The 26120-nt window shown below is 31.5% G+C and carries 26 protein-coding genes; 18 read left to right on the top strand and 8 right to left on the bottom strand.

Features of this window, described 5'->3' with window-relative positions:
* Nucleotides 1-220: 220 nt before the first annotated feature.
* From NSQ15_RS12070 to NSQ15_RS12060, 3 genes are read left to right on the top strand one after another with little or no spacing between them, the layout of a single operon-like run.
* Nucleotides 221-1351 carry an efflux RND transporter periplasmic adaptor subunit gene (locus NSQ15_RS12070; RefSeq protein ID WP_070451774.1) on the top strand — a complete coding sequence of 377 codons (1131 nt, stop codon included), beginning with the start codon at nucleotides 221-223 and terminating at the stop codon, nucleotides 1349-1351.
* The gene (locus NSQ15_RS12065; RefSeq protein WP_070451776.1) at nucleotides 1348-2034 is read left to right on the top strand and encodes an ABC transporter ATP-binding protein; all 687 of its coding nucleotides are present in this window, start codon (nucleotides 1348-1350) and stop codon (nucleotides 2032-2034) included. The genes NSQ15_RS12070 and NSQ15_RS12065 overlap by 4 nt, the downstream gene beginning before the upstream one ends.
* A complete protein-coding gene (locus NSQ15_RS12060) occupies nucleotides 2027-3229 on the top strand; it encodes an ABC transporter permease (protein WP_070451778.1) in 1203 nt (400 codons plus the stop codon). Before NSQ15_RS12065 ends, NSQ15_RS12060 begins: the two co-directional genes overlap by 8 nt.
* A 187-nt stretch (nucleotides 3230-3416) precedes the next feature.
* Here the strand turns inward: NSQ15_RS12060 and NSQ15_RS12055 are convergent, their stop codons facing one another.
* Nucleotides 3417-4151, bottom strand: coding sequence for a glucose 1-dehydrogenase (locus NSQ15_RS12055; protein ID WP_154835507.1), 735 nt, complete (start codon nucleotides 4149-4151; stop codon nucleotides 3417-3419).
* A gap of 243 nt (nucleotides 4152-4394) precedes the next feature.
* Between NSQ15_RS12055 and NSQ15_RS12050 the strand changes: the two genes are divergently transcribed.
* The 4 genes from NSQ15_RS12050 to NSQ15_RS12035 all read left to right on the top strand — a co-directional run bounded on the left by NSQ15_RS12050 (nucleotide 4395) and on the right by NSQ15_RS12035 (nucleotide 7963).
* A complete protein-coding gene (locus NSQ15_RS12050; RefSeq protein ID WP_070451781.1) occupies nucleotides 4395-5237 on the top strand; it encodes a patatin-like phospholipase family protein in 843 nt (280 codons plus the stop codon).
* A 177-nt stretch (nucleotides 5238-5414) separates the two neighbouring features.
* Nucleotides 5415-6125: an SDR family NAD(P)-dependent oxidoreductase gene (locus tag NSQ15_RS12045; RefSeq protein ID WP_070451783.1), complete on the top strand. Its 711-nt coding sequence runs from the start codon at nucleotides 5415-5417 to the stop codon at nucleotides 6123-6125.
* A gap of 572 nt (nucleotides 6126-6697) precedes the next feature.
* Nucleotides 6698-7198 (top strand): immunodominant staphylococcal antigen IsaB family protein, encoded by a 501-nt coding sequence (gene isaB, locus NSQ15_RS12040; RefSeq protein WP_186802342.1) that lies wholly within the window; start codon nucleotides 6698-6700, stop codon nucleotides 7196-7198.
* Between the two features lie 162 nt (nucleotides 7199-7360).
* Nucleotides 7361-7963 (top strand): short chain dehydrogenase, encoded by a 603-nt coding sequence (locus NSQ15_RS12035; protein WP_017636707.1) that lies wholly within the window; start codon nucleotides 7361-7363, stop codon nucleotides 7961-7963.
* Between the two features lie 691 nt (nucleotides 7964-8654).
* Here NSQ15_RS12035 and NSQ15_RS12030 read toward each other — a convergent pair.
* The 4 genes from NSQ15_RS12030 to NSQ15_RS12015 all read right to left on the bottom strand — a co-directional run bounded on the left by NSQ15_RS12030 (nucleotide 8655) and on the right by NSQ15_RS12015 (nucleotide 11871).
* A complete protein-coding gene (locus NSQ15_RS12030) occupies nucleotides 8655-8867 on the bottom strand; it encodes a hypothetical protein (protein ID WP_070451786.1) in 213 nt (70 codons plus the stop codon).
* Between the two features lie 161 nt (nucleotides 8868-9028).
* Nucleotides 9029-9223, bottom strand: coding sequence for a VraH family peptide resistance protein (locus NSQ15_RS12025; RefSeq protein WP_017636703.1), 195 nt, complete (start codon nucleotides 9221-9223; stop codon nucleotides 9029-9031).
* Between the two features lie 19 nt (nucleotides 9224-9242).
* Nucleotides 9243-11123 carry an FtsX-like permease family protein gene (locus NSQ15_RS12020; RefSeq protein WP_124760244.1) on the bottom strand — a complete coding sequence of 627 codons (1881 nt, stop codon included), beginning with the start codon at nucleotides 11121-11123 and terminating at the stop codon, nucleotides 9243-9245.
* A complete protein-coding gene (locus NSQ15_RS12015) occupies nucleotides 11113-11871 on the bottom strand; it encodes an ABC transporter ATP-binding protein (RefSeq protein ID WP_124760243.1) in 759 nt (252 codons plus the stop codon). Before NSQ15_RS12015 ends, NSQ15_RS12020 begins: the two co-directional genes overlap by 11 nt.
* 269 nt (nucleotides 11872-12140) lie before the next feature.
* On the opposite strand from NSQ15_RS12015, the gene NSQ15_RS12010 reads away from it, so the two are divergent.
* The 3 genes from NSQ15_RS12010 (at nucleotide 12141) to NSQ15_RS12000 (ending at nucleotide 13311) form a co-directional block, all read left to right on the top strand.
* Nucleotides 12141-12278, top strand: a complete 138-nt coding sequence (locus NSQ15_RS12010; RefSeq protein ID WP_176745274.1) for a hypothetical protein — start codon at nucleotides 12141-12143, stop codon at nucleotides 12276-12278.
* A gap of 27 nt (nucleotides 12279-12305) precedes the next feature.
* A complete protein-coding gene (lepB, locus tag NSQ15_RS12005) occupies nucleotides 12306-12881 on the top strand; it encodes a signal peptidase I (protein ID WP_070451795.1) in 576 nt (191 codons plus the stop codon).
* A gap of 229 nt (nucleotides 12882-13110) precedes the next feature.
* Nucleotides 13111-13311, top strand: coding sequence for a hypothetical protein (locus NSQ15_RS12000; RefSeq protein WP_124760242.1), 201 nt, complete (start codon nucleotides 13111-13113; stop codon nucleotides 13309-13311).
* Nucleotides 13312-13488: 177 nt separating this feature from the next.
* Here NSQ15_RS12000 and NSQ15_RS11995 read toward each other — a convergent pair whose 3' ends face one another.
* On the bottom strand, nucleotides 13489-14352 hold the full coding sequence (locus tag NSQ15_RS11995) for a hypothetical protein (protein ID WP_070451800.1): 864 nt from the start codon (nucleotides 14350-14352) through the stop codon (nucleotides 13489-13491).
* Between the two features lie 87 nt (nucleotides 14353-14439).
* On the opposite strand from NSQ15_RS11995, the gene NSQ15_RS11990 reads away from it, so the two are divergent.
* A complete protein-coding gene (locus NSQ15_RS11990) occupies nucleotides 14440-14967 on the top strand; it encodes a MepB family protein (protein ID WP_070451956.1) in 528 nt (175 codons plus the stop codon).
* Nucleotides 14968-15429: 462 nt separating this feature from the next.
* Here the strand turns inward: NSQ15_RS11990 and NSQ15_RS11985 are convergent, their stop codons facing one another.
* Nucleotides 15430-17154: a glycoside hydrolase family 3 protein gene (locus NSQ15_RS11985; RefSeq protein WP_017636689.1), complete on the bottom strand. Its 1725-nt coding sequence runs from the start codon at nucleotides 17152-17154 to the stop codon at nucleotides 15430-15432.
* Between the two features lie 14 nt (nucleotides 17155-17168).
* Nucleotides 17169-18005: a glucuronate isomerase gene (locus NSQ15_RS11980; protein ID WP_070451809.1), complete on the bottom strand. Its 837-nt coding sequence runs from the start codon at nucleotides 18003-18005 to the stop codon at nucleotides 17169-17171.
* Nucleotides 18006-18056: 51 nt separating this feature from the next.
* Between NSQ15_RS11980 and NSQ15_RS11975 the strand changes: the two genes are divergently transcribed.
* From NSQ15_RS11975 to NSQ15_RS11945, 7 genes are all read left to right on the top strand, one after another.
* The gene (locus tag NSQ15_RS11975; protein ID WP_070451812.1) at nucleotides 18057-19289 is read left to right on the top strand and encodes a helix-turn-helix domain-containing protein; all 1233 of its coding nucleotides are present in this window, start codon (nucleotides 18057-18059) and stop codon (nucleotides 19287-19289) included.
* A gap of 408 nt (nucleotides 19290-19697) precedes the next feature.
* Nucleotides 19698-20339 carry a bifunctional 2-keto-4-hydroxyglutarate aldolase/2-keto-3-deoxy-6-phosphogluconate aldolase gene (locus NSQ15_RS11970; protein WP_340747180.1) on the top strand — a complete coding sequence of 214 codons (642 nt, stop codon included), beginning with the start codon at nucleotides 19698-19700 and terminating at the stop codon, nucleotides 20337-20339.
* 4 nt (nucleotides 20340-20343) lie between these two features.
* Nucleotides 20344-21354, top strand: coding sequence for a sugar kinase (locus tag NSQ15_RS11965; RefSeq protein WP_108000187.1), 1011 nt, complete (start codon nucleotides 20344-20346; stop codon nucleotides 21352-21354).
* Nucleotides 21355-21369: 15 nt separating this feature from the next.
* Nucleotides 21370-22773 (top strand): glycoside-pentoside-hexuronide (GPH):cation symporter, encoded by a 1404-nt coding sequence (locus NSQ15_RS11960; protein WP_029056613.1) that lies wholly within the window; start codon nucleotides 21370-21372, stop codon nucleotides 22771-22773.
* Nucleotides 22774-22787: 14 nt separating this feature from the next.
* Nucleotides 22788-24191, top strand: coding sequence for a glucuronate isomerase (gene uxaC / locus NSQ15_RS11955; RefSeq protein WP_070451820.1), 1404 nt, complete (start codon nucleotides 22788-22790; stop codon nucleotides 24189-24191).
* 12 nt (nucleotides 24192-24203) lie between these two features.
* Nucleotides 24204-25250 carry a mannonate dehydratase gene (gene uxuA, locus NSQ15_RS11950; RefSeq protein ID WP_154874778.1) on the top strand — a complete coding sequence of 349 codons (1047 nt, stop codon included), beginning with the start codon at nucleotides 24204-24206 and terminating at the stop codon, nucleotides 25248-25250.
* Between the two features lie 20 nt (nucleotides 25251-25270).
* The gene (locus NSQ15_RS11945) at nucleotides 25271-26113 is read left to right on the top strand and encodes an SDR family oxidoreductase (RefSeq protein ID WP_017636681.1); all 843 of its coding nucleotides are present in this window, start codon (nucleotides 25271-25273) and stop codon (nucleotides 26111-26113) included.
* Nucleotides 26114-26120: the final 7 nt, after the last annotated feature.

The following is a 26120-nucleotide window of genomic DNA, read 5'->3' as shown; positions in this document are numbered from 1 at the left end:
CTTTTTTAATATTTATTAACAGAATAACATTGTTAACTAATATTTAAAATATCAATTTTTATTTTGAATAAGTATAATAAATAGACTAAGTAAAAATAATATTAAAAACATTTCATTAATCTCAAACTTAAAAATAACTTAAATATCCTTAAATTCAATATATATAATAATTAAAGTGTGTTATCATGCAAAATATAATACATTTTAAGGAGCATAGGATATGAATAAGAAACTATTATGGAGTATTATTGGCGTGGCAATTATCTTACTTCTTATCATTGCCGCATTTATCGCAAAGCAATCAACAAGCTCTGACGATAAAGATAGTAAGGGATACGATACATATACAGTTAAAAAAGAAACACCGATTAGTTTGGAAGGTAAAGCATCTCCCAAATCAGTCAAAACATATAACAACAATAGCCAAATAGGCACATTCCAAAGTCCTGCCGTAGACGATGGTCAAAAGGTTAAACAAGGCGACCGTCTCTTAAGCTACGACACGAATAATAGTAAACGCCAACAACTCGCAAATAAAGTTGATCAAGCACAACAACAAGTGAACGATGATTATCAAAAGATCAATCAAAGTCCAAATAACAATCAACTACAGTCTAAATTGACGCAAGATCAAAGTTCACTTAATGAAGCACAACAACAATTATCACAACATGATAAACAAATGAATGACAGTATTTATGCATCATTTGACGGTAAGGTAAATATTAAAAATGGTGAAGATGCTGGTGATGGTCAACCTGTTCTACAATTGATTTCAGACAATCCACAAATTAAATCAACGGTTACTGAATTTGATGTCGATAAAATCAAAGAGGGTGACGAGGTTGATGTAACCGTGAATAGTAACGGTAAAAAAGGCAAAGGTAAAATCCTTAAAGTAGATGAACTACCAACTAGCTATGATGATAGCGCGAGTGGTGAATCAAGTGGAGCTCAGGCAAGTGCTGGAGGTCAAGGCGAAGATAGTGAAGAAGGCGCAAGTGCAGCCCAAGCTTCTAATCCAACAGTTAACAATCCTTCTGGCGGTAAAGAAGGAGATACGTCTAAATATAATGTCATTATTGGTGATTTAGACATCCCTGTACGTGCTGGATTCTCTATGGATGCTAAAATTCCTTTAAAAACTAAGAAATTACCTAATAATGTGTTAACAAAAGATAACGATGTGTTTGTCCTAGATAAACATAATAAAGTTCATAAACGTGATATTAAAATTGATCGCAGTAATGGCCAAATTATTGTGAAAAAAGGACTTAAAGCAGGTGACAAAGTCATCAAAAATCCTAAAGGTAATCTAAACGATGGAGAAAAAGTTGAGGTGTCATCATGATTGAATTGAAAAAAATCAATCGACACTTCAAAAACGGTGATGAAACGAATCATATCTTAAAAGATATTGATATCCATATTGATGAAGGGGAATTTATCGCTATTATGGGACCATCCGGTTCAGGTAAGAGTACCCTCATCAATATCCTTGGATTTATTGATCGTGGTTATGAAGGTGAATATCTTTTTAATGGTGAAAATTATAAAAAAAGTTCAGATAATAAACTCGCAACCATTCGTAATCATACGGTAGGATTTGTCTTTCAAAACTTTAAACTTATTCAAAATAATACGATTCTTGAAAATGTAAGCATCCCACTTATATACAATGGAATGGGTAGTAAAGAACGTAAAGATAAAGTAATGAAGGGATTAGAAGATGTCGGCCTTCACAACAAAGAAGATTTACTTCCTAATAAATTATCAGGTGGTCAACAACAACGTGTAGCCATCGCAAGAGCCATTATCAATGAACCTAAGTTTGTCATTGCTGACGAACCTACAGGGGCTCTTGATTCAAAAACATCAAAAGACATTATGGATTTATTCGTAACGTTAAATAAAGAAAAAGGTACAACCATGATTATGGTAACCCATGATCGTGAGGTCGCTAACAAAGCGGATCGTATCATTCACATTTTGGATGGTCGTGTGAAAGAGGAAGAGGTGTTGGCGCATGAGTAACTTTTCTAATATTTTGTCTGTCGCCTTTCGCTCTATTTTAAAAAATAAACGCCGTAATATCTTTACGATGATAGGGATTATTATCGGTATTGCTGCTGTTATTACGATCATGGCATTGGGTAATGGTTTCAAAAAGACAACCAATGAACAATTTGATGATGCAGGTGCAGGTAAAGACCAAGCCATGATTACTTATATGACAGAAGATATGAGTGCACCTAAAGACAACCCGTTTAAACAAGAAGATCTCAGTGTTGTAGAACAAGTTAAAGGTGTTAAAAGCGCGAAAGTAAAGGAAAGTAAAGATAGTACTTATGCCGCTAAAATTACAAATACTCATGGAAGTGGCGATGTTGATTTGAAAAAAGCGAGCCAGGTCTCAGACGTTGATCATGGACATGGTTTTACAAAAGATGATAATGACACACAGGAAAAAGTTGTGGTTATAGATAATAAAGTCGCTAAAAAAGTCTTTCATAATGCAGATAGTGCGGTAGGAAAATCAATTTATATTAATGGGGAAGGCTTTAAAGTCGTTGGTGTTGGTGATGCAAGCGGCCAAGATGCGAGTGGCATGCCTCTCGAAACGGTTGTTCAAATGCCAACGAAAACAGCTGACCATTATATGAGTAACCTGTCTCAAGGAACACCTCAAATACAAGTAAAGGTCAATGATGGCGAAGATAAAAAAGAGATCGGTAAAAAAGTTGAAAAAGAACTGAATAAAAAAGGAACTGGTGTTTCAAATGGCCAGTATAGTTTTAATGATAACGAAGAAATGATGAAAAGCATTGGTAAAGTCTTAGATACCATCACATACTTTGTGGCAGCAGTCGCAGGTATTTCACTATTTATCGCAGGTATTGGTGTCATGAATGTGATGTATATTTCTGTTACAGAACGAACAGAGGAAATTGCGATACGTCGTGCCTTCGGTGCTAAAGGACGAGACATTGAAATACAATTCTTAGTTGAAAGTGTCGTACTTTGTCTACTCGGTGGTATTATTGGATTAATTCTAGGCATTATCATTGCCACAGTGGTCGACATGGTAACACCAGATATGGTTAAAAGTTCAGTTAGTATAAGTTCAGTCATCTTGGCTGTAGGCGTATCAACGCTTATTGGTGTTGTCTTCGGTTGGATACCAGCCCGCGCAGCCTCTAAAAAAGAATTAATAGATATTATTAAATAATAACATTTCAATTTTAACTAAATATATGAAAAGTTCGTCACAATTATCATTTGTGGCGAACTTTTTCTACTCCAATTATTACAATATAAATAATATTTTCTGAGATACAGTATTTATTTTTATAACTAAAAATTAACAAGTTGGTATGAGATGTATTTATGTTTAATTAACATTTTATCTATATTAATTAAATCGCTGTAATGCCACCATCTATAACAAATTCTGAACCTGTAGAGTAAGAAGCCTCATCGGATGCTAAGAAACAAACCATGTTTGACACTTCTTCAACTTCAGCTATACGTCGCATTGGTATTTGTTTAGCAAATTCATCGACGGCTTCTTTAACATCTTTTTGTTGAATCATAGGTGTATTAATAACACCTGGGTGAACAGAATTTACGCGAATATTATACGGCGACAATTCATGTGCTGCAGCTTTAGTCATACCTCTTACTGCAAATTTTGTATCAGTATAACCAATGGCACCTCCAACTAATCCATCAATAGAAGAGATATTGATAATGGCATCACTTTGTTGTTCTTTCATTACCTTAGCTACTGATTTGATACCTAAAAAGACAGAGACTTGGTTAATATTAACAATCTTCATATAATCGTCTAGTGTTAAAGACTCTAACGGCTTGTTATAAGTCATACCTGCATTATTAACTAGAACATCAATTTTATTCCATTTTGCTAAAACAGTTTCAATTACATTATGCCAATCATCCTCACTAGTCACATCATGTTTGATAAAAAGCGCATTAGAGCCTAAAGTTTTGGCTAATTCATTTCCTTTTTCCTCATTGATATCAGTGATAACGACTTTAGCACCATGTTCAATTGCTTTTTTAGCATGCATTTCTCCCATACCTTGAGCGCCACCAGTAATAATCATTACCTTATTATTTAGCTTTTGCATATTGTTATTCCTCCTTAAAAATACGACATCCCTTTATATGAAATAATTATAAAACTTATTATAAATAAAGTGTAATACTAACTAAAAATTATGATGATTTTTGTTGTGCGAATCTTTATTATTTAAATTTTACCTGCTATAAGTACAATGCTTTTAACTGTTTATATAATGGGAAATAATATATTGTATATAATCATAGTAACAACATGTAATTTAGACGGAATAACGAGGGGGTAGTCTAAAATGAGTAAGGATAAAGCACTTGTATTAGGCGGCGGTGGTATTACAGGCATTGCTTGGGAAGCTGGCGTACTAGCAGGGTTAATAGATTCAGGTATAAAAATGAATCAAGTAGATAAGATATTAGGTAGTTCTGCAGGTTCATTTGTTGGAGCGATTTTAGCAAATAATCAAAACATGCAAGCATATTATCAAGATTTAGCAACACATCATAGTGAAACCGATAATGCTCAACTTGATCCAGCGATATATGACTTGTGGACTAAAGCATTTATTAAAGGTAGGGATAATGAACAATTAATCGGACAGTACCTTGGAGATATTATTAATAGTTACCCATCAAATGTTTCACCAGAGACTCGAAGTGATTCAATACAACAAAGATTAGGTAATGCTAAATGGACGGATCAACTTGAAATTACTGCGATAAATGCAAGGACAGGCAAGTTGTCGACTTTTAATGAGAATAGCGGCGTGAGCTTAAAAGAAGCAGTGACAGCTAGTGGTGCCGTTCCGGGTCTTTGGCCACACATTAATTTATTGGGAGATTCTTGGATTGATGGTGGTATGGTTTCATCAACAAATGCGATGTTAGTGTCAGACTATCAAGATATTATTATTCTGGCTCCTCTTAGTCAAAAACTAGGTCAAGTGCCTTCAGTGTATGAAGAAGCGGAGAAATTAAAAGAACAAAGTAACGTTACCTTAATTGTACCTGACGAAAACAGTAAAGGTAGTATAGGTCAAAATATTTATTCATCAAAAAATATTAAAGAAATTGGTGATGCTGGATATGAACAAGGGAAGACACTAGCGACATCCTTAACTGAAAATATTGAGAATTAGAAATAAAATATGAAATTGTAACAAAAAAACCTCATTAATGATTGTATTGAGGGAATTTTTTCTTTAACAATGAAAGTATCATTGTCAGCTATTATATTAAGAGGTGTGTCTAGTTAATAAAGCAATATTGTAGTAATGTAAATTTAAAGAGATAAGTCATGAAAAAGGAGACTTAATATGACACAAAAAGTATTAATTACAGGTGCGAATAAAGGATTAGGATTTGAAACGGCGAGACAATTAGGAAACAAAGGATGGGCTATTTTATTAGGTGCTAGAGATGAAGTAAGAGGTACTGAAGCGGTAAAGACGTTACAACAAAAAGGTATTAATGCGGAATGGATCAAAATTGATTTCAATGATTTAACAACCATTCACGAAGCGGCAAAATATGTTGAAAATAACCATGCTGATTTAAATGTACTCATTAATAATGCAGGCATTTCAGGAAATATGGAAGCATCTCCATTAGATGTTGATATTGAAGAATTAAAAACAGTGACAGAGGTCAATGTTTATGGAAACTTTGAAATGGTTAAGTCGTTCACGCCAATCCTAGCACGCAATAAAGGGAGAATACTCAATTTAACTATTCCTACTAAACCAAGTAATTTTTTCCATCCATTTAGTTATATGACAACGAAAACGGCACTCAATTCAATGATTAAATTATTTGCGAAGTATTTTAAGAAACATAAGATTTCTGTTGAAATATTTGGAGTCATGCCTGGTGGTATTACAACAGATTTAAATAATAACCAAAAAGGCTTTTTAATGCGTACAGTAAATGAAGGTGCACAATCAATTGTTAATGTAATAATGGATAAGCGTAATCATAATGGGAAAATTTTGATTCGATTGAGACCTTTTAAAATATTTAAAAAATAGAAATGAAGAGTTATAAGTACCGTTATTAAGAGCGTAAAATATAGAATAAAATTATAAGATTTATTTTATCTATTATTGTATAATATTTAAAGTAAGCAAGTTGAATGATGGTGGCTAATCTCATAATAATGGGGTGATGCCTATGATTTTGGTTGTTACTCCTAGAAAGGAGTAACATGACTGATTATGAAATATTAATGATCGTTTTAACGATTATTGGCTTAATATTAATTAGTAGTAAGCAAAATTAATAGACCATCTCAACTTTAGCAATTAGATGGTCTAAATAGACAATTTCAAAAGCTACCGTCTTTTTAACGGGCTTACATAGGCGCAAGTGTTGGTAGCACTTGTGCTTTTTATTTGTTGCTCTCTATTAAATAGAGAAACAATTTACACTCTTATTATATAATCCATTCCTATATATGTAAATATTTATATTATTTTTGAGAGTGATGTATCTAGAATACAGAACCAAGGAATGTGTAATTTGAAACGTTGTAACTTTTGTGTAATAATGTAATCGCTTGCATTTGTATTGCATTTCAAAAAACAAAGAGGAGAGATTGAATATGAAAAAGACTACAAAAGCAGTTGTTGGATCAATGTTAGCAGTAGGAACAGTATTCGGAATCGGCGCCTCAGTAGAAACACCACAAAGTAACGAAGCACATGCAGCAACACACCCTTATTATAATTATCAAGGGTACACATCCTCACAAAGTAATTTTATTTTAGACAAGAACTTTATTAATGCACTTAAAAATGACAATTTAACAATCAATGGTTATAAAATCACAGAAAATAGTAAAAATAGTGACAAAACAATAAAAAAATATGATCAACAATTTTATTTAGCTAGTAAACATAAAGCAGATGGAATATGGTTTGATCTAAAAGATGGCGTTGTATCTAAATCAAAATTGCTTAAAGTATATGGTAATCCTGATACAAAACCTGCTAGCTCTGCTCAAGGAAATGAATACAATTATAATATTGGTGGAAAAAGTGTTAAATTCTTAGAGAACAATGGTTATATCACTAAAGTAGGTATTCATAATGGTGAATCTTAAATAAATCAATTCATTAAATGATATAGTTTCTTAAATAAATAAGACAGATATTGGACTAAAAAGTTCAATATCTGTTTTTATGTATATAATAATTTGTTATGTTAAAAATATATATCATTTAAAGAATTCTAGACTTAATTCATAAAAATTAGGAGGATTATAATGAAAATTATTGTTGTTGGAGCTACAGGGACAATAGGTAAAAGTGTATCAAAGAAACTTAAAGATAATCATCATGAAGTCATTGAAGTAGGAAGTCAGTCTGGTGATTATCAATTAGATATTACTTCTCCAGAAGAAATTGAAAAAATGTATAAAGATATTGATAATGTAGATGCAGTTGTTAGTGCGACAGGTGGCGCAACTTTCAAAGCGCTTTCTGATATGACTTTAGAAGATAATAATGTAGCAATTCAAAGCAAATTATTAGGTCAAATTAATCTTGTATTAATTGGACAACATTATTTAAATGAAAATGGCAGTTTCACTTTAACATCTGGTATTATGATGGATGATCCTATACGTTTAGGTTCTTCTGCAGCGATGGCTAATGGCGGTGTCGCAGGCTTTGTTACCTCTGCAGCAGTTGAATTGAAACGTGGACTAAGAATTAATAATGTAAGCCCTAATGTAGTGGAAGAAGCTCTAGATAAATATGGAGAATTTTTCAAAGGATTTACAGCTGTTCCTGTAGAAAAAGTGGCTAATGCTTTTATTAAAAGTGTTGAAGGTGCTCAAACAGGTCAAACATATAGAATTTATTAATAGAAATGTAATTGGCTATGAAATTTTAAATACTAAGTAGTTATAAATTATTTTCCATTAAAATTGAGGATATGTTAAAATCTTTGTGAAAAATAAATAATATATAAGTTATTAAATAAAACTTGGGATATTTTGTTAATATCTCAAGTTGTTTTTATGAAAGATTAATATATATTTTAAAGAAAGGCATTTTATAAAATGATTGCACCATTATAACTACTTTACAAAATACGGTAAAAATTTTAAATTTATCGTTCATATATTTTTAAAATTTTAGATTTTTCTAGGAAATATAATATAATTCCAATCTTCATATTATCCTCTTGATCTGACATCTAATTCAAAAATTTTGTAACTTAATGATTAGATTTGAGATAAGCGGGTATATAATATGAATTATTATTATTTTAATAATTTGCATCTGTAAAAAACTTAATTTGTTTAATTATCAAAAGTAAGAACAAATTGTTTTTACGCTTAAATTAAGTTGTTATATACATTTTATAAAAATGGTGTTATACTACAAGTAGTTTGTTAGGTAAAAAATCTTGTTTTTTTTAAGTCTATGTACGCCCGTTCAGCGGACATAGGCTTTTTTTATTATATATAAGTTATAAATACAATCACAGCTAAATTGATTTAAAAAAAGCTACTCGCTTATTAAATAGCAAGTAGCATAAATATCTGACAACTAATGAATGATAACGTAGGACAAACCCGTTAAAGTAAGTGTCAAAATAAGTGTTAAAACAAGTATTGTTATGATTTTTTCTTTAAAAGAAACAGGTTTTAAACCTATGAAAACTGTTAAAGTAAAGAAAAATAAACTTGCGATAAGATAAAATATAAACAATATAAAGATAAAACTATCAGGATGATTTAAAAACTCTTGATATTGATTCATAAGGAAACTCCTTAATATGTATTAATAATCCCAATATAACAAACATGTAAAGTGGTAGCTAATGTTTATATATTTAAATATTCCAAGCTATAAAATATGATCAAATCAAAGAATCGTGTGCACTCAATGAATAACGAGCACACACGATTGTTATATCTACATTATAAATCCTTTTTTTCATCTCTGCGTTTTAAGAAGTAAGCGCCACCTAATAATCCGACTGGAATACCTGCAATCGGCGTGATAGCACTACTTAATACTATGATTATAAGTGTGAGCATCACCACATTAAATAAGTTCACTTTTAAATTTTTTAAATCCTCATATGATTGTTTGATTAAGTCTTTGAATTTCATTATAAATCTCTCCTTTAATTTATATCGTTTTTTTAATAATGCGATTTGAATGTATGAAAGCAATGAGTGCAAATGCGAAATAGACGAGTGAGTATACGACCATTACGACAATAATAGGTGTGTAAGAGACGTTACCCATCAATTTCATAAACGCAATTGCTGCAAAAAGTGCGTGTAATAAAGCAATGATAAGTGGTAAACCGAAATTAAAGATAATTTTCAATCCGAGTCCTTTCAACATATCCATTTGAGTGAAACCAATTCGTTTTAAAATACGGAAGTTATCAATCTCATCTTCGGTTTCGTCCATTTGTTTAATATAAATGATACAACCGGCAGCGATAAGGAATGATAAACCTAGGAATGATGTGACAAAGATTAATATGCCATTGGTTGAATCTAAGAGTTTTTTAACTTCATCGCGTGGTTGAATTTCAGGATTGATCTGTTTAGCAATAGCTGCTGCTTTCTTCATATCAGTATGATCTTTGATATTGATGCCATACATATTTTGCATGATGTCATTTGTCTTCAATTTATTAAATTCGGCCCTGCTAATTTCAATCACTGGCATATTAGTCGTCAAATCAAGGGGAAGCATTGTTTCTTTATCCTCTTTTGTTACTTTAAACGTTTGTTGTTGTTTACCTTCGACAGTAACGGTCTTATTTAAATTAATTTGCATCATACCTGGTGTATTTTTAGTATTTGTAATAATTGCATTGGTACCTTTAAGTTGATCATTAGGTACTAAAACGTTTTTGGCAGACATACTTTTACTATCATCTTTTAACGTCATCACCTTATCTTCTATTGTTTCGGCTGAAATAGACTCATACGTTTTAGTGCTATATCCGATATGATTTTTATCTAATTGCTGTTTGAATTGTTGTGCTTGTTTTTTGGATGAAAAATCAAAATCTTGTGGTGACATTGTTTGGAAAGTATTATTACTATTTTCCTGAGTTATTGTCGCAAAGCAAAGGACAGTTACCGTGATCGCTGAAATCACTGCAATAACAGTAAGCGACATCGCATTTTTCTTCATTCTATGCATGATTGAAGCTGTGAACACGACATCCGTAATAGATACATGACCATTTTTGAAATGCTTCAATGATTTAAAAATGAGTGATACAGAACTTCTGAAAAATAAATAGGCGCCAACGACTGTTAAAAATAAAATGATAAACGGTGAAGTCATAGTAAATGTTAATTTTTTAAATGTACCAAACATTTCAGTCGCTATATAGTAACCGAACGCTATCATGACAATGCCTAATATACCGCCTAATACTTCTAAAAATGTAATTTTAACTTTTGTAGTTTCAGTCTGACGGCGGTCTTTCATCAATGCCAATATACTGCGTTTTTTCAAAAATAAATAACTTTGAAATAAAATAAGTATAAAAGCAGTGAGTAATAAAAATAATGTTAATGCTAAAGCCATAGGTTCAAAATTAATAGATAATTTTACTGTTAAATGCATTAACTTAGATGCAATATATAGTAAAAATTGAGAACCAAATATACCTAAAACGATGCCCAATAATCCAGTTATTACAAAAATAGCGATTTGTTCAACACAAAGCATTCTTAAAATATTATTTCTAGTAAGACCTATCAACTGAAATAATGCAAATTCTTGAGTACGTCTTTTAATAAATAGGTGGTTGGCATACATTAAGAAAATCACGATCATAATAAATAAAAATATTGAGCCGACTGATGCACCTTTTCGAATAATAGCTAAAGACTGATCGTTATTAATACTGTCAGTGAACTGTAATGTCGTAAAACTAAAATATAATATGATACTCAATAACAATGAAAATAAATACATACCATAATGTTTTATATTCATTTTTAAATTTTTGAGTGTAATTTGATTAAATGACATTCGCTACACCACCTAAAGAAGATTGCAATTGAATAATGTTTTGATAAAAATCTTGTTTAGAATCTTCTCCTTGGTTTATTTCAGAATGAATATGTCCGTCTTTTAACATAATGACACGTTTGGCAAAACTTGCTGCCACTGGATCATGTGTGACCATAATAATTGTTGATTGGAATGTACGATTCATTTCTTCAAGACGGTTGAGTAAATCTTTCGCACTTTTCGAATCTAATGCACCAGTTGGTTCGTCGGCAAAAATAATCTTCGGTTTATGCACAAATGCTCTGGCAGCGGCTGTTCGTTGTTGTTGACCTCCTGATATTTCACTTGGGTATTTATTTCCCAGGTCATGAATACCTAATGCTTCAGTGACTTCTTGATAAGATTGTTCCATTTCTTTTTTGCCGTAATGCTGAACTGATAAAGGTAGCATAATGTTTTCTTTAACCGTGAGTGTTGGTAATACACTGTAATCTTGGAAAATAAATCCTAATGACTTTTTACGATATTGTGCAAGTTGTTTATTCTTTAATTGACTAATATTGTGACCGTCAACAATGACTGAGCCGCTTGAAATTGTATCAATCGAACTTAGAACATTGAGTAATGTTGTTTTACCAGACCCTGAAGGCCCCATAATTGCTACAAATTCTCCCTTTTCAACTGAAAAATTAATATCATTCAATGCTTGATATTGCTTCTTCTTACCATAAATTTTTGATAAATGATCGACTTGTAAAATTGACATGTTATCACTCCTTATTGCTTATATCTTAATTTTAGGAGCAATAAGATATTCCAGCCTTTATCTAAACTTACAAAATACGCTACCAAACTTACAGCATTGAAAGGTTAGATTTAAGAGGGAAGCGATAGTGAATTTTTATAGAGGATTAACTAATAATAAAAAATAAAAGTTTAGTTTTTGTAAATATAATTGAAATAAATAATTAAGTTATGTAATGATAGAATTAATTGATTTTACATATGAAAATTTAATTTAAGTTGAAGCATCAAATGAAAGATGGAGAAAAATTATATACCGTCACAGTGGATACTAAACAAGGTAAACGTGTTGTGGTTTTACCTAAAAAACAGTACGACAAAGTGCAAAAAGGACAGCACATTAAAATAAAAAATGGTGTTGTAGAATAGTGATTAATAAATGCGAGGAGAGCTTATATGGGAAAAGAATTAGTTGAGTGGATTATTACCTTAGCGACAGGTATTATCATAGCTATCATTCTAACTGTATTTATCGGTACTTCATATACGGTATCGGGAGAATCAATGCATCCCACTTTTGAAGATAGAGATAAAGTTATAGTGAGTAAAATTTCGAAAACATTGAATCACATTGATTCAGGGGATGTTATTATTTTTCACGCTACTGCTAAAAAAGATTATATTAAACGGTTAATTGGTAAACCTGGTGATACTGTTAAATATAAAAAAGATCAACTGTATATAAATGATAAAAAAATAAAAGAGCCTTATTTGAAAGAAAATAAAAAGAATAAAGTAAGCAAATATTTAACAGAAGATTTTAATTCCAAGACACTGAAAGGTGCTAAAGGGCATGCTAAAATTCCTAAAGATAAGTATCTAGTATTAGGGGACAATAGACAGAACAGTATAGATAGTAGATATGACGTTGGGCTAATTGATAAAAAGCAGATTGTAGGAAAAGTTATGTTTAGGTATTGGCCTATCAGCAAATGGGAAGGCGGTTTTAATCCAGATACTTTTCCAAATTAAATGTTAACAATCTCCATAGTTGATTCATTTTTATGTAAACAATGAATTGATTATGGAGATTTTTTATAGGCGTGGATAATTGGCACGGCTGTGGATAGATTTTGATTGATATTCTTTAAAACACTGTTATATCAGGGGTTTGATATGTAATTTGAGTTATCCACAGCATATGTTAAAATGTTGATAATTAACAGAATTGTGTGACAATAATGTAAATGGGGTGTAAAGCATGTTTGGATTTAAGGTAAACGATGAAGTGACTTTAAAAATATTAGAAACAAGAGAAGCGGATGCACTTTTTAAACTTATAGATCAATCACGAGCGTATTTAGCAGAATGGTTACCTCTTGTAGAATATACAAATCAAGTTGAAGACAGTCAGAAATTTATATGTTTATTGAACAATTTTCATTTTTGGTTCTCCAATTAGAAAGAGTAGTCATACAAACTTTACAAAATATATTATCATTACCGCTCATTTTACTCTCTTTAATTATTAATAGTATATCTTACTACTTCTTTTTAAAATTTTTCTTAACGATATTTCAAATATACTATTTCTTACGTCTATAGCATCTTAGAAGAGCTTTTTGATTTTAATTAATCCTTAATTATTTACTTTATTTTTTGCAACTCGGTGAATCATGTCTTCTAATTCCTCTTTTGTTTTGAACTCCTCTAAACGTGACAAAATAGAATCAAATATAACTATAGCTTTAATTGCGTGTATGTTACTTAAGTGATCAAATATAGCACCATGTGCTATAGAATGGCGATTGTTTTCGTTATTTTTGTTACTTACCACTCTATCGATGTAAAAATTTCTAGTGATTTTATCACTAAATCCAATTACACAAAACATTGCTTCAATTATAATTTTTAATTTTAAAGTATCATATTTAAAGTTTTGATTTAGATGTTTTTCATTAAATCTGAACTTACCTATTTTATCTAATTCAAGTTTATCTGATATAATTCCTTCTATTTGAGTAGTAACTGTTGTTACCACTAAGCCGTATAGATTATATTGATATCCACTAATAACTTGTTCAAATAAATTAGTTCTTTTATGTAAAAAAACCGAATTGTTCCAATGATTTTGTATTTTATTTAGTAGGTAATCATCAAAATAATTAGAAAAATATTTATTTATTTCTTCTGTACTCACATTATTTTTATACTTATCAACTAAAGACTCAATAAATTCAAGATCCATTGAGTAATGTATGGGTAATTCGTAATATTTAAATGTTTCTATAGCTTCTTCATCTAATTGTTTGATAACTTCAGTTGTATTTTGCCATACTTTGTTAATAACTTGAGATGTTCTTTGTAAGGCATCTAATGGTAAACGCTCCAGTATATACATATTATTTTGTAATAAATTTTGTGCTTTTTGAGCTGCTTTGATAGCATCTTCGTATCTTCTTAAATTGTGACTTGCTTTTTGAATAATATCATTAGGATACATTTTCCACCTCTTGAATTATTAAGTATATGTATTCATAATTATTTTAGCTTATTTTTAATTCTTAATAAAATTTTTGAGGTAAAGCAAATGGCAAAAAATCTTGAATCATTTCAGTCAATAACACCATTGCAAGAATTGGAAAATATTTATCAAACTAAAATAGTAAATACAGTTCAAGTCGAAGAGTGGAATCAAGAATATGAAGCGATGGAATTTGAATTGTTTCAATATCGTATTAAAAGTAGATTGGGCAAAAAGACACCAAAGAAAAAGGGTTATTTTGTAACTCTGTGGGAGAAAGATAAAAATCATCAAAATATACCTATACATTTTGATAAAATGAGTGACTATTTAATTATTCACATTTTTGATCAAGAACTTAACGGCATGTTTGTGTTTGATAAGAAGACGCTTTTAACCAAAGGTATTTTAAGCGACATGAACCATAAAGGTAAAATGGCATTTCGTGTGTATCCAACTTGGGATACAGATTTAAATACTACGGCCTTTAAAACACAACAGTTGCAGAAATCCCACTTTATAGATTTAAGCCAAACTTCATTAAAACAACAAAAGCCCAAACTAGATTCGTTACTAAATCATGAAATAAATTAATTAGACATTTTAATTTCTATAAATTCAATCTCCAAAAATAAAAGTAGTTGTTTCATGGATTTCATTAAGTGTTGTGACATATCATTTATGTACAAATTGGACTAAGGATTTTATCTTGGAGCATCTTTTAATTTCAATTTACATATAAATACGGAGCATTTTGGCGAAACTCTTGAGGGAACAGGACAAGCTGAAGACCTTAGAAATCCTCACAGATTTATCTGTGTAGTATTTCTGGCTGAAGCTGTCCCCTAAGAAGGGACCCAACACAAAGAAACTGGTTTATCCAGTTTCAACAAGCAAAGCAGGTTGGGCATAGGGAGCCAATAATACAAAGTATTATAAATAAAGAAGCCAGTAAATGAATTTATAAAACTCATTTACTGGCTATTTTTCTAGGGTTTATTCTTATACTGTTTTTTGTTCTATAACAAGCATATTAAGCAGAAATACCACTAACTTCTATAATTTAGCTTGCCATTTATTTGTCCAAACTAGGTCGTTTGGTACCCCTTTAAAGTCTGATTCTCCCATGATTTTATCTACCACTGTTTCTAAACTGATTTGATTTGAATGATAAGCATTGATATATGCTTTAACCATTGTTGCGTCATGTAAATGAGTTGTGAAGTTAAGTGAAGTGAATACTGTTGGCACTTCATGTACATACCAAGGAATTTCATTACTCATAGCAGTTGACCAACGGATACGGTAGTTGTTTTCAGCTGCGTAACCTACAATATTGGCAAATACTAAAGCAGCATCAACTTCATCACGATATTCTAAAGTTTTACCTTTAATACGTGTTGAGCCGTCGTTTACTGTTACATTAAAGCCTCGTTTTTCTAATATAGATACTAAATTATCTGTAAGTGAGTCATCAGATTTATACAATCCATTTTTTTCACCTTCAATAACATAAAGACGAATGTTTTTATGTGTTTCAGGTCGAATAGGTAATTGGTTAAGTGTATTTTTCACTAGTGTAATACCTAAATCAGCTGCTTCTTTTTGCATTTCAATATGTTTATCACAACCAACAACTTCTAATGCTTTTTCATCTTTTTCTAAAGTGTTATTAGCTTGTTTTTCATGTAGATTAATTTTTGCTTTTAATCCAAGAATACGTCTTACAGCATCATTTAAACGTTCGTCAGTAATAACGCCGTTTTTATAACCATTAAGCATGAAATTAAAATCTTCTTCAATATCGTTAAAGAATAAGAACATGTCACAACCAGCAGCAATGGCTTGAGGTACATAATCTTCACGTTTCATCGCAGCTGTCATACCTAACATATGACTCGCATCAGTTACAACAAGTCCGTTAAAGTTTAAATCATCTTTCAATAAATCTGTAATTAATTCTTTAGATAATGTTGCTGGTAAAATGTCTTCATCATTTAAAGCTGGGTTTAATTTTTTAGAGTAGTGAGGTAGTGCGATATGACCAGACATAATCATTTCAACGCCATTATCAATGTGATTAGCATATACTTTACGGAAACTTTGATCCCATTCGTCTGGAGTCATTTCATTTACGCCTAAAACAAGGTGTTGATCTCGTTCTTCTGTGCCATCACCTGGGAAATGTTTGATACATGTAATCATATCTTTTGTTTGGTTAAAGCCTTCGATAAAGGCATTTGTATATTTAATCACTGTGTCAGCATTTGTTCCGTATGCGCGAGTATTAACGATAGTATTTCTCCAATTTTCAAGAATATCAACACAAGGGTCAAAGTTGATATTTACACCTAATGCACTAGATTCTTGTCCAGAAACATATCCTGCATTATATGCAACTTTAGTATCTTGAGCTGCTTCACATTGAGCTGCAGAAGCAATGTAAGTACCGTCTTTACAAGCGCCATTACCACCTGAATCACAATTGGCAGCGATGAGTAATGGGATTTTACTGTTATGTTGTAAATCGTTAAGTAAGTGTTGTACTTGTTGTCCATTGCCACCTTGGAATCTTGCGCCTCCAATATGGTATTTATCAAGAATATCTTTATTTGTTAATTCATTATCATTAAAGTTTGCATCGTCTTCTAAAAAGAATAAATTGAAAAATAATTGACCAATTTTTTCTTCATCTGTAAGTTCTGATAGTGTATTTTCTACCCATTGAATTTGTTGATCGTTAAGATTATAAGGTTTAGATTTTAGATCTACTTTTACCATAAATAAGCCACTCCTTAGTCAAAATTATTATAAAATTGTTGAATTACACGGTCTTGAATAGTATTATCAAACTGATTATTAGTAAATAAATCGATATAAGTATGATCTAGGTCATACCAAGATTGTGCTTCATGTCCCGCTAATATTGGATAAAAATGAACATGATTGTCTTGAGCTGCTTGTAAATCTCCTCTGGCATCTCCTAATACTAAAATATGGCCAGATTTGTAAAATGGTTTTAGTTGGTTAATACAATGCTTTTTAGTGCCTGCTTCTTGCGCAAATATACTTGAAAGAAATGGTGTAAGCTCATGCTCTGTCCATTCAGTTTCTACTGCTTTTAAATTGGCAGATGATACAATAACAATATCTGCATCTTTATGTGCATGTTTCAAAGCAGAATGTACATTATCAAATGGACCTATACTAGGTAAATTCACGATTAATTCATTTACTCTATTAGACCAATCTAAAGCTAAGCGTAGTCCTTTCTTTTCTGGATGCGCTTTCATATCTTGTTCTAATTGAGGATTAGAAAATGTTGAAGTGTTGTCTACCCATTCTTTAATGTCTTGATAGCCGTCAACTGTACGACCTTGCTCATGTAATTCTGTGAGCATTTTTTCCAGACCTTGAAATCGATTAATACCTCGTGTAATTTCATATAGGTTAAATTGGTTCCAACGTTCTAGTACTTCGTCTTTTATATCGTCCAAGTTCCAAATATCAAGTAGGGCTGGACCAAAAGCACGTTCATGTTTAATTGTCATTGTATCCATACCGCAACCATCAGAATCTACACAAATGAGATAGTCATGTTGAGGTTGAAAATGTTCTAGTGAATAATTCAAATTTTTCAATCCTTTCCATTCTGTTTATAGTCTTAAGTGAAGGTGATTATTATGTTGAATCAACAAATTTTTGATGTTTTAAAAGTACATGCGTTTGAATTATTAATGGTTGATATAAATCATTATGACTTATCCGATATTAAAAATATCAGTAACCATTTAAAGTCTCCTTTTACCAATACTAAAAGTAAAAAATACAAATTAGAGTTAAAGAAACTTTTAGAAAATATGAAAAGTGATTGTATTTATCATTATGTGAATCAATTTGATGTTAATTTTTTATTATTTAAGTATAGAAAATATAATCGAGTTGTCATTCTCGGACCTTTTTTACATCAACGTCCTAATGAAAAAAGATGCCATGAGATGTTACAACAAGTACAAATTAAATATTCTAAATTATCAATTTTAAAACAATACCTTTTACAAATACCTGTTTGTCAGTATAGCCAAGCATTAAAAATGGGGCGTCTAACAGTACGATATTTGAAAAATAGAAATGTAAATTATAAAGTTGAAGAATTAGATTTTAGTTTTCATCGTAATCCTGAATCCCATTCGCACGACAAAGAACAATATGAATATACATTTAACCAAATCAAAACAGCTTATGACATTGAGAATAAGATGCTTACAGCAATTCAAAATGGCAATATTGATGAAGCGTTAAATCTATATTCCATAATGAAAGTTTCTGTTTCCGGTATTAGGCGTGTAAAAGATGATTTATTAAATCAAAAATACAAAGCCTATCTGCTTAATACGCTATGCCGTAAAAGTATAGAAAAAGCAGAAGTGAATTTACTCATCATCAATGAACTATCAGCATATTATGCTGCTAAAATTGATGATGCTATGGATGTCGAAACATTAGAAATGGTTTCAAAACAAATGATCAGTGATTATGCGCGAACAGCATTAAATGTAACATCATTAAATTATAGTTCTAATATCAACACAGTCATTCAACATATTAAAATTAACTTAGACCACCCGATACATCTAGAAGAATTGGCTGATTTAGTTGGGTTGGCGCCATCATATCTTTCAAGATTATTTAAGAAAGAAACAGGTCAGTCTATGTCTCAATACATTATGAAACTACGTGTTGAAAAAGGACGAGATCTATTAATCAATACGCCTATGACAATTGAAGAAATAGCAAACTATGTAGGTTTTAAACAACAAGGCTATTTTTCAAAATGTTTTAAGGAACAATATCAACTTGCGCCCTTAGAATATAAAAAATCTTACAATGGTGAAAACGATGAAAAAGTTACATAATGTAAATGTTTATGATTTTGTTTAACTTTTACATTACATTTTAAAATTATCATTCATTTTTGTTTTTCACTAGTTAAACACAAAGAAAAATATGCAAATAGCTGATTTTTCTGAAAATAACGTCAAAATTTTATAAAAGACTTAAAAAAATTACAAAAAATCATATAAAATTATGCTTCTCAAATGCAATTTAGTACGTCTAATTGTTTCACTCGTTGAATTCACACTGAAAATGAGCATATTTTAAAAACCCTTTGATACCAACTCTTTTTAAAGATTGGATGAGAGGGTTTTTATTTTTTATTAATTCCTAGTAGTTTACACTGAATTGACGTTTTCTCATTTGGAAATATAATGAAGTTGGGTTGGCGAAGAAAAAAACTTTTTAAATAGCAAGGAGCTGAGTAAATGAAAAAAGCAGAGATATTAAATCGTTTACATGAAAATTACCTTGTAGCTGTTGTAAGAGGTAAAAGTAAAGATGATGCTATCGCAGCTGTAAATCAAATGATAGAAGGCGGTATTTACAACATCGAAATTACCTTTACAACACCACAAGCTGAAGAAGTTATTCAATATTTAAATCAACATCAAACACATGACGATGTAGTGATTGGTGCAGGTACAGTTTTAGATAGTACTACCACTCGATTAGCTATTTTAAATGGAGCAGAATATGTAGTTAGTCCACACTTTGATCCTGAAATTGCTAAAATGTGTAACCGTTATTCAATACCTTATTTACCAGGTTGTGGATCAGTCACAGAAATTGTTCAAGCAATGGAAACAGGTGTTGATTTAGTGAAATTATTCCCTGGAGATTTATTAGGAGCTAATTTTATTAAAAATATACATGGACCTATTCCACATATTGAATTAATGCCATCTGGTGGCGTGTCATTAGATAACATGGAAGACTGGTATCAAAAAGGTGCGTATGCAGTTGGAATTGGTAGTGCATTAATGAAAGGTTCCAAAGACGGTAACGATTCAGTTATCAAAGAAAACACACAAAAATTTGTCGAAAAATTCAAAAAAATAAGAGGGTGATGAGATGTCATTCATCACATTTGGCGAAATTTTAATGCGATTAAGCACACCGAATCATCAAACCTTCAATCAAGCTCAATCATTTGATACGTACTACGGCGGTGCAGAAATGAACGTCGCCATAGGATTATCAGGATTAGGCGTTGATACTGCAATGATTAGCGCTGTACCTAACAATGATTTAGGAAACCAAATCATTCAAAACTTAAAACGGTATAACGTTGATACAAAGCATGTGAGCCAAGCAGAAGGAAGGTTAGGACTCTATTTTACTGAAAGTGGATATGCACAACGCGCACATCGACTTATCTATGATCGTCAAATGAGTACATTTAGTCAATTTTATCATCGTGATGATGATATCGAAGTAATACTAAAGGGGCATGATTGGTTCCACATAACAGGTATTACAGCTGGTTTGAATAACGAGCTATTACAATTTTTGAAAAAAGCTGTAAAAGTAGCCAAAAAGCTAGGTCTATTTGTAAGTTGCGATTTGAATTTTAGAGCTGCTTTATGGGATTTTGAAACAGCTAGAAAAGAAATGTCAGACATATTATATGATGTGGATTTAGTCTTCGGTTATGAACCAATTGCATTGCCAGACAATGAAGGACATGACCAAAAAGATGGATTAGATAGAATGGCTGACATTGAGGAAATACAACCATATTTAGAACAAATTCACGATAAATACAATATTAAATATATTGCGTTTGTACAGAGAAAAATTTTTAGCCATAAAAGAAACCGCTTACAAGGATTTCTATCTACACAGAATCAGATAGTAAAAACTGATCCTATAGATGTCGATATATTGGATAGATTAGGAACTGGGGATGCATTTAGCGTAGGTGTCATTTATGGGATTATGCAGAAATGGAATTTAGCAAAAATTGTTGAATTTGGAATTTATAACATGAGCTATAAACACAATATATTTGGTGATTTTAGTTATGCAAGTCTAGAAAATATTTACGCGTCTATTCAAAGTAACCGAGACATTAATAGATAGAAAGAAGGCACGATTATAGGAGACACAGTTGAAAAAAGAGAAAGTAGAAAAGTTAAAAAACTTAATCATATTGCAGAACCTGCTTTAGGATTTAAAGAAAAGTTATCATACGGTTTTGGTGACTTAGGTAACGGTATGATGTTTGACATGGGACAAATTTATTTAATGATGTTCTTTACAGATATTTTAGGTATTTCAGCATTTTATGGTGGTCTTGTATTTTTGGTAGCAAAGATATTTGATGCATTTGTTGATACTGGTGTAGGTACTATCGTCGACTCACGACGTAATATTGGTCCCAAAGGTAAATTCAAACCATTTATTTTATATGGAACTGTACCATTAGCAATTGTAACGGTCTTATCATTTACTGCACCCGATTTTAGTTATACAGGAAAAGTAGTGTGGGCATTTGCTACATACTTACTATTCAATGCCGCATATTCAGTTGTTAACATTCCTTACGGTTCATTATCTGCTGCTATGACAATGAACTCAGATGACAGAACACAATTATCTGTTTTTAGAAACTTAGGTTCACAAAGTGCATTATTTATAGCAGGAATTGTCGTTATACCATTAGTATCAAAATTTGATAACCATGCTATAGGTTATCCAGTAGTTGTTGCTGGATTAGCAGTATTCGGTGTTATATTCCATTTGATTTGCTATAAAGGTGTTAAAGAACGTCACGTTGTTGAACGTCCTAAAGAAAAAGGTCTTAATAAAAAAGCATTCTTTAACTTAGTGAAAAACGAAGCATTTGCAGTATTAGCAATCTTTACATTATTAACAATCATGTCAATGTTCTTAATTCAATCTTGTCAGCTTTACTACTTTAAATATGTATTAGATGAACCTAATTTAGTAGGTTTAGTAAGTACATTGAACTTTGTTGTATTATTACCTGCATTATATGCAACAACACTTATTAGTAAAAAAATGGGTAAAAAAGCAACAGCACTTATCGGTATTGGTGGTTTTGTAGTATTCGAATCTATAAATTTCCTATTATTTAGTGAAAACCACATCATGTTCTTAGTAATGAATACTATTGCACAATTCTTCTTAGTTATTCCAAACACTGTTATTTGGGCATTCATTGCTGACGTTGTGGAATACGGACAATGGAAATTTGGATTACGTTCTGAAGGTATTACGTATTCTAGTTACAGTTTCACAAGAAAAGTATCACAAGCACTTGCAGGATTTGTACCTGGTTTAGCTTTAACATTAATAGGATACAAACCAAATGTAGAACAATCAGCTGGTACAATTCAAGGTCTTAAAATATTATTCTTCGCAGTACCGGCAGTGGCTTGTTTACTTGCATTAATTATCTTCTTCATATGGTATCCATTAACAGATAAACGACATAAACAAATTGTTAAAGAACTTGCATTAAGAGAAGAAATATAAGGAGTGAAATGAGCATGGCTTTTATTAACGAAGACTTTATGCTAGAAAATGAAACAGCTAAACACTTGTATCATGATTTCGCGAAAGAAATGCCGATTTACGACTATCATTGTCACCTAGATCCAAAACAAATTAGTGATAATGTTAAATGCGATAATATTGCTGACTTATGGTTAAGTGGTGACCATTATAAATGGCGTGCAATGCGTGCACAAGGTATTGAAGAAAGATACATTACTGGAGACGCTGAACCACTTGAGAAATTTAAAAAGTGGGCTGAAGCATTAGAAAATTCAATTGGTAATCCACTATATCACTGGTCACAATTAGAATTAAAAATGTACTTTGAAATTGAAGACTTATTAACAAGTGACAACGCCGAAGAGATTTATCACCGGGCAAATGATTATTTAAAAGAACATAACGTGACGACACAATCATTAATCACTAATTCAAATGTTAATTTGATTTGTACAACTGATAACCCAACAGATGACTTAAAATATCATGATGAAATTAAAGAACAAAACGATTTTAAAACTGTAGTCTTACCAGCGTTTAGACCTGATGATGTGTTCAAAGTTGGTGACAAAGCATTTACTGATTTAATACAAAAATTAGAAGGCTTAACACATAAAATAGATAATCCATCTCAATTTGTAGATGCGTTAAATCAACGTATTCAATACTTCCATGACAAAGGCGGACGTCTTGCTGACCATGGTTTAGAAGAAATACATTTTGAAAGTTATACAACACAAGATATTGAAGCAATCTTCAATAAGGCTATAAATAATGAAGACGTTTCAAAATATGAAGCATTCCAATTCCAAACATTTATTTTGAACGAATTAAGTAAAGCCTATCATGAACATAGTTGGGTAATGCAAATTCACTTTGGCGCTATCCGAAATAACAATACTAAAATGTTTGAAAAAGTAGGTAGAGATGCTGGATTTGATTCTATCCGAGATCAAGACAACTTAGCGTATCATTTAAACGCAACGTTAGACATGATGGAACAAGGTAATCATTTACCAAAAACGATTTTATATAATTTAAACCCAATTTATAACGATATTGTAGGTTCTACGATTGCAAACTTCCAAACTGAACCTGGTATTCAAAGTAAAGTTCAACACGGTGCTGGTTGGTGGTTTAATGATACAAAACGAGGTATGTTACGCCAAATGTCATCATTAGCAGACCAAGGATTATTAATGCATTTCGTAGGTATGCTTACTGATTCAAGAAGCTTTATTTCATACTCAAGACATGATTACTTTAGACGAATTTTATCTACTTTTATAGGTGATTTAGTAGAAAAAGGTGAAATTCCAAATGATGATCAATTGTTACAACGAATGATTGAGAACATCTGTTATAACAATGCATATCATTATTTCAAACTTATTTAGGAGGACAATATTATGAAAATGTCATTTAGATGGTATGGGAAAGATGATCCCATTAGCTTAGAATATATTAAACAAATACCAGGGATGAAAGGTATTGTAACTGCGATATACGATGTGCCAGTTGGAGAGGTATGGCCATTAGATAAAATCAAAGCATTAAAACAAGAAGTAGAAGATGCAGGTATGGAAATATCTGTGATTGAAAGTGTACCAGTACATGAAGATATTAAATTAGGTAAACCGACAAGAGATAAATATATTGAAAATTATTGCCAAACTTTACGCAATTTAGGACAAGTTGGTATTAACACAGTATGTTATAACTTTATGCCAGTATTCGACTGGACAAGATCTCAATTAGATTATCGCTTAGACGATGGATCTACATGCTTAATTTATGATGAGAAAGATGTTGAAAAAATGAATCCACTAAGTGGTGAATTATCATTACCTGGTTGGGATTCAAGTTATACAAAAGAAGACTTAAATCAATTATTTGAAGATTATAAACAAGTGGATGAAGAAAAATTATGGGAAAACTTAAATTACTTTATTCAAAAAGTCATTCCGGTTGCTGAAGAGGAAGACGTTCTAATAGCGATACATCCGGACGATCCACCTTGGAATATCTTTGGCTTACCACGTATCATCACTAACAAAGAAAACTTAGAACGATTCATTAACTTATATGATTCTAGAAGTAATGGATTAACAATGTGTTCTGGTTCTTTAGGTGCAGATAGAAAAAATGACTTTGTAGATATGTTACGTTATTTCGGCCAAAAAGACCGTGTTCATTTTGTACATGCACGTAATGTTAAATTAATTGGTGACAAATCATTCCAAGAATCTGGTCATTTATCTGAAGATGGATCTATTGATATGTATGAAGTCGTTCAAGCAATGTATGATTTCGGATATGAAGGACCAATTAGACCTGACCATGGACGTATGATATGGGGCGAAACAGGCAAACCAGGTTATGGATTGTATGACCGTGCCTTAGGTGCAACATATTTAAACGGGTTATATGAAGCAGTTAGTAAAACTAACAAATAAACTAAAGGAGAAATCAATTTATGAAATTACCTTTCAATATAGATTTAACTAACAAAGTAGTAGTAATTACAGGCGGAACAGGCGTACTTGGAAGTGCGATGTCAACAGCATTAGCACAAAGTGGTGCTAAAGTCGCTATGGTTGGAATTGCAGATGATAATAATGGTTTAGTTGATCAAATCAAAGCATTAGGTGGAGAATCTAAAGTATTTTTAGGAGACGTCACTAAAAAAGCGGACATGGAAAGAGTAAAAAAAGAAGTTAATGAAGCTTTCGGTAGCGTTGATATTTTAATTAATGGTGCTGGCGGAAATTCTCCAAAAGGTACAACTGATGATGAACGTTTTGAAGGCCAACTTGATCAAGAAGGTAAGACATTCTTCGATTTAGATGAAAAGAGCGTAGGATTTGTGATGGATCTTAACTTCTTAGGTACATTTATTCCTTCACAAGTATTCGCAACTGATATGTTAGATAAAGAAGAAGCATCAATTATCAACATTTCATCTATGAACGCATTTACACCATTAACTAAAATTCCTGGTTATAGTGGTGCTAAAGCAGCAATTAGTAACTTTACACAATGGTTAAGTGTTTACTTCTCTAAAACTAATATTCGCGTCAATGCGATTGCACCAGGATTTTTATTAACAAAACAAAATGAAGCGTTATTATTGAATGAAGACGGAAGTTACACTGACCGCTCTAGAAAAATCATCAATGCGACACCTATGGAACGCTTTGGTAAACCAGAAGAACTTATTGGTGCATTATTATTCCTAGTAAGCGAAGAAGCATCTAGCTTTATAAATGGTGTAGTATTACCGATTGATGGAGGATTTAACGCATATTCTGGTGTTTAATGAATAG

The sequence above is a fragment of the Staphylococcus sp. FSL W8-0774 genome, from assembly GCF_038006785.1.
Taxonomy (GTDB): Bacteria; Bacillota; Bacilli; order Staphylococcales; family Staphylococcaceae; genus Staphylococcus; species Staphylococcus pasteuri.
Note: the sequence above shows the minus strand (reverse complement) of the source record. Positions and strands in the feature narration are given on the sequence as shown.